This is a genomic window from Virgisporangium aurantiacum (genome assembly GCF_016863635.1).
Taxonomy (GTDB): Bacteria; Actinomycetota; Actinomycetes; order Mycobacteriales; family Micromonosporaceae; genus Virgisporangium; species Virgisporangium aurantiacum.
Window position 1 is genome coordinate 1 of the sequence record NZ_BOPG01000164.1, and the last position, 3,167, is coordinate 3,167.

Sequence of the window (3,167 nt, forward strand, 5' to 3'; positions counted from 1 at the left end):
AACCGCTGCTGGGTGTCGTAGCCCAGCGCCCGGCTGTTGCCGGTCGTGCCGTAGGCGATCGAGTTGACCTGTGACAGCGGGGTGTACCCGTACCTCATCTGCACACCGGTGGTCGGGTTGGCCACAGTGGACAGTCGGTCGGCGGCGTCGTAGCCGTAGGAGGTGGTGCCGGCGGCGTCCGTCCGGGTCGTGATCGACCCCATGCTGTTGTAGGCGAACGTCGCCCCACCCGACGGGCCGGTCGTGGTGAGCAGCAGGTCCCGGTCGTCATAGGTGAACGTGTTGGTGCCGGTGGGCGCGGAGGCCGACGTCAACCGGTTGCCCAGGTCGTAGCCGAAGGTGCGCTCCGGAGTGGCGACCTCGGCGCCGGCGCCCACCTGTCTGGTCAGGTTGCCCATGGCGTCGTAGGTGTTGGAGACCGACACCGAACCCGGCATCCGTTGCGACGTCACGCGTCCGGCCGCGTCGTAGGCGACGGTGAACGTGCGGTCGGCGGCGTTCGGGTACGCGGTGGTGGCCGGCTCGATCTGCGACTCCGGCAGGTCCCAGGCGTTGTAGGTGAAGATGAACGGGTTGCCGCGGCCGTCGGTGAACCGGGTCCGGTTGCCGCCCGCGTCGTACCCGAACGTCGTCGTGATGGAGTCGGTGGCGCTGATCGGTTGCGTCTCCGAGACCGGAAGGTCGGTGCCGTCGTAGGTGAACGTCGTCCGCGTGCCGCGGGCGTCGATCGCCGCGGTCACGTTGCCGGCCGCGTCGTACTCGTTCGAGACCGTCGACAGCAGCACGCCCGCGGAGTCGTACCTGCGGACGGCCAGTTCGTTCCCGGCCATGTCGAGGCTCCGCGTCGAGAACGTGCCGTCGGCCAGCGTCGAGCGGACCGGGCGGCCCAGCCCGTCGTAGACGTAGCTGGTGACCGCGCCGGCCGCGTCCTTGCTCGTGAGAACGTCGCCCGTCGCGTTGTAGGTGGCCTCGGTGCTGGCCCCGTTCGGCAGCACCTCCCGCGCCGGCCAGCCGCCCGGCCCGTAGACGGTCGTGGTGGTGTAGCGCTGGCCGCTCTGCCGCACGATGTCCGTGTCCGTCACCGGCCGACCGAGGAAGTCGTACGTCGTCTCGCTGCGGGCGCCGGTCGCGTCGGTCTCCGACAGCTGGTTGCCCATGGCGTCGTAGGTGTACGTGGTGGTGCCGTTGTTCGGCGCGGTGACCTTCGCGACGCGACCGAACTGGTCGTACGTGAACGTGGTGACCTTGCCGAGCGCGTCGGTGCTCGTCACCATCTGGCCGTTGACGTTGTAGGTGGCCGTCGACTCCGGCACGATCGGCGTCGTCGAGCCCGGCGGCGTGTAGCTCGGCAGCCGCATCGCGACCGGCCGGCCCGCCGCGTCGTACCGCGTGGTGCTCACGCCGCCGTTGGCGTTCTTCAGCTCGGTCTGCTCGCCGAACGTGTTGTATCCGGCGTACGTGATCGGACGGACCACCACGCCCGGGTTGCCGTTGGACTCCGCCGTCACCGGTGGCGAGATCGTCACGACGGTCTCGCCGTCGGCGTCGAGTTCGAAGTTGGTCGCCCGGCCGAGTTCGTCGATCGACGCGGTGACGAGGCCGTCCTGGTCGAGGACCCAGCTGTTCCGCACCATCACCGCGCCGGCGGCCGGAACGGTTCCGCTGTAGACACCACCGAGCTCCGACGGTGTCAGGGCCCGGGAGTACGCCTGGACGTCGCTGAGCGAACCGGCGAGGAAGTTTCCGCCGGCGTTGCGGCCGAGCGTCATCGGCCCGGTCGCGGTCCACGGAACGAACGTCGCCGGCAACGTCTGCGTGGCGGCGAGCGTCCCGTTGAGGTAGAGCCGGAGCTGGCGCGCGGACAGGTCGACGACGCCGGCGACGTGCGTCCAGGTGTTGAGCGCGACCGCGCCCGGCGACCGGACGGAGACCGTGGCGGCGGTCGGGTCGTTGCGCTCGGCCATCGACAGCGTCCACACGCCGGCGTCGACGCCGAGGGTGACACCGCCGTCCTGCGCGAGCACCGTGCGGGCACCCGTCGTGCTGGTCGGGTTGACCCACGCCGCGACGCTGAAGCTGCGGGCGGTGTCGAGCACGGGACCGGTGGTGGTGATGGCGGAACTGGTGCCGTTGAAGGAGGCCGCGCCGCCGCGGTCGGTGGTCCAGGTGATGTTGGACGCCGCGCCGGTGCTGTTGCCGCCGGTGTCGCGGGTGCTGGTCGCTCCGGCCGACTCCGTCAGGCGCCAGCGGGCCATCGGGGCGAGCGCTCCATTGTGGACGCTCGTGGCGAGCGGCCGGCCCATCCGGTCGAACAGCGTCTCCGACCGGGACACGACGCCGGACGGGTCGGCGACGGTCTCGCCCACCACGTCGTCGTCGCGGGAGTACTCGAGGCTGGTGGTGCGGCGCAGGCCGGTGGGGTCCACAGTGGACGACGTGGTGCGGTCGGCCGCGTCGACGGTGAACGTCGTGGTGGTCATGCCGTTGTTGGTCACCTGCTGGAGCAGGTTGCCGGCGGCGTCGTAGGTGTTCCGCTCCATCACGAACGTGGCGCCCGAGGCCGGATCGCGACGTGTGACCGTCGCCGTGAGCCCGTTGTCGGTGTACGCGTACGACGTCACCCAGCCCAGGGCGTCGGTGACCGACGCCAACCGGCCCGACGGGTCGTACGCCTGAGACTGGAGCACGAAGTCGGTCGGTGACGTCGGTGCGTTGGGGTCGCCGGTGTAGCCGACGAGGGTGTTGGTGAGCTGGTTGCCTTCGGCGTCGTAGGCGGCCGAGGTCTGGCCGCCGTCGGGCTCGGTCTCCCGGACGATGTTGCCGTACGCGTCGTACGTGTAGCGCGTCGTCTTGCCCGCGGAGTCGGTGACCGTCTCCTGCTGCCCGCGCGCGTTGTACGTCGCCGACTCGGTACGCGCCGCGTCCCCGCCCGTCGCGTCGGACACCGTCTCCGAGGTGACCTGACCGTCGGCGTTGTACACGGTGGTGCTCACCGACGTGTGCACCGCGCCGGTGACGCGCGTGGTGGTCGGCGGGTCGGTCTGCTTGATCTCCCGGCCCAGCTTGTCGTACTCGTATTTCGTGGTGAGGCCGGCCGGGAACGTGCTCGTCGTCTCGGTCTCGCTGAGCACGCGGCCCAGGTTGTCGTAGACGAACGTGGTGACTTT

The 3,167-nt window shown here is 70.4% G+C and carries 1 protein-coding gene; it reads right to left on the reverse strand.

What is annotated here, in order from left to right; genetic code table 11:
* On the reverse strand, positions 1–3,167 hold a 3,167-nt coding region (locus Vau01_RS62785; RefSeq protein ID WP_204015328.1), incomplete at both ends, for a LamG-like jellyroll fold domain-containing protein.